At 38.6% G+C, this 523-nt stretch carries 1 protein-coding gene; it reads left to right on the forward strand.

Going from position 1 to position 523, the window contains the following annotated elements:
* On the forward strand, positions 1-523 hold a 523-nt coding region (locus ABD296_RS50275; RefSeq protein ID WP_344285839.1), incomplete at both ends, for a GIY-YIG nuclease family protein.

A 523-nucleotide genomic window follows, 5' to 3' on the forward strand; every position in this document is an offset into this window, starting at 1 on the left:
GCTCGTCCCCATATTGAAAAAATTTTAGCTAATCTGACCCAACTTCCAGGCGTTTATAAGATGCTAGGGAAAGAGGGGGAGTTGTTATATGTTGGCAAAGCTAAAAATTTAAAAAATCGGGTGTCGAGTTATTTTGTTAAAACCATTGAGCATCCGAAAACTCAAGCTTTAGTCGCTCGAATTTATGATATTGAAACGCTAGTTACGCGTTCAGAAACCGAAGCGCTGCTTTTAGAACAAAACTTAATTAAACAACATCGTCCGCCTTATAACATTATGCTGCGTGACGATAAGTCATATGTCTATATCTTTGTATCGGCAGATAAACCTTATCCGCGAATTGCCAGTGGACGTGGCAAAGGTAAGCACCAAATCGGTAAATTCTTTGGGCCTTATCCAAGTGCTTATAGTGCCAGAGATACCTTACTGGTTTTACAAAAACTTTTTAATGTTCGCCAATGTGAAAATAGTTATTTCTCACAGCGTAAACGTCCGTGTTTGCAATATCAAATCAAGCGTTGTT

This window comes from Actinomadura napierensis (genome assembly GCF_039529375.1).
Classification (GTDB): domain Bacteria; phylum Actinomycetota; class Actinomycetes; order Streptosporangiales; family Streptosporangiaceae; genus Spirillospora; species Spirillospora napierensis.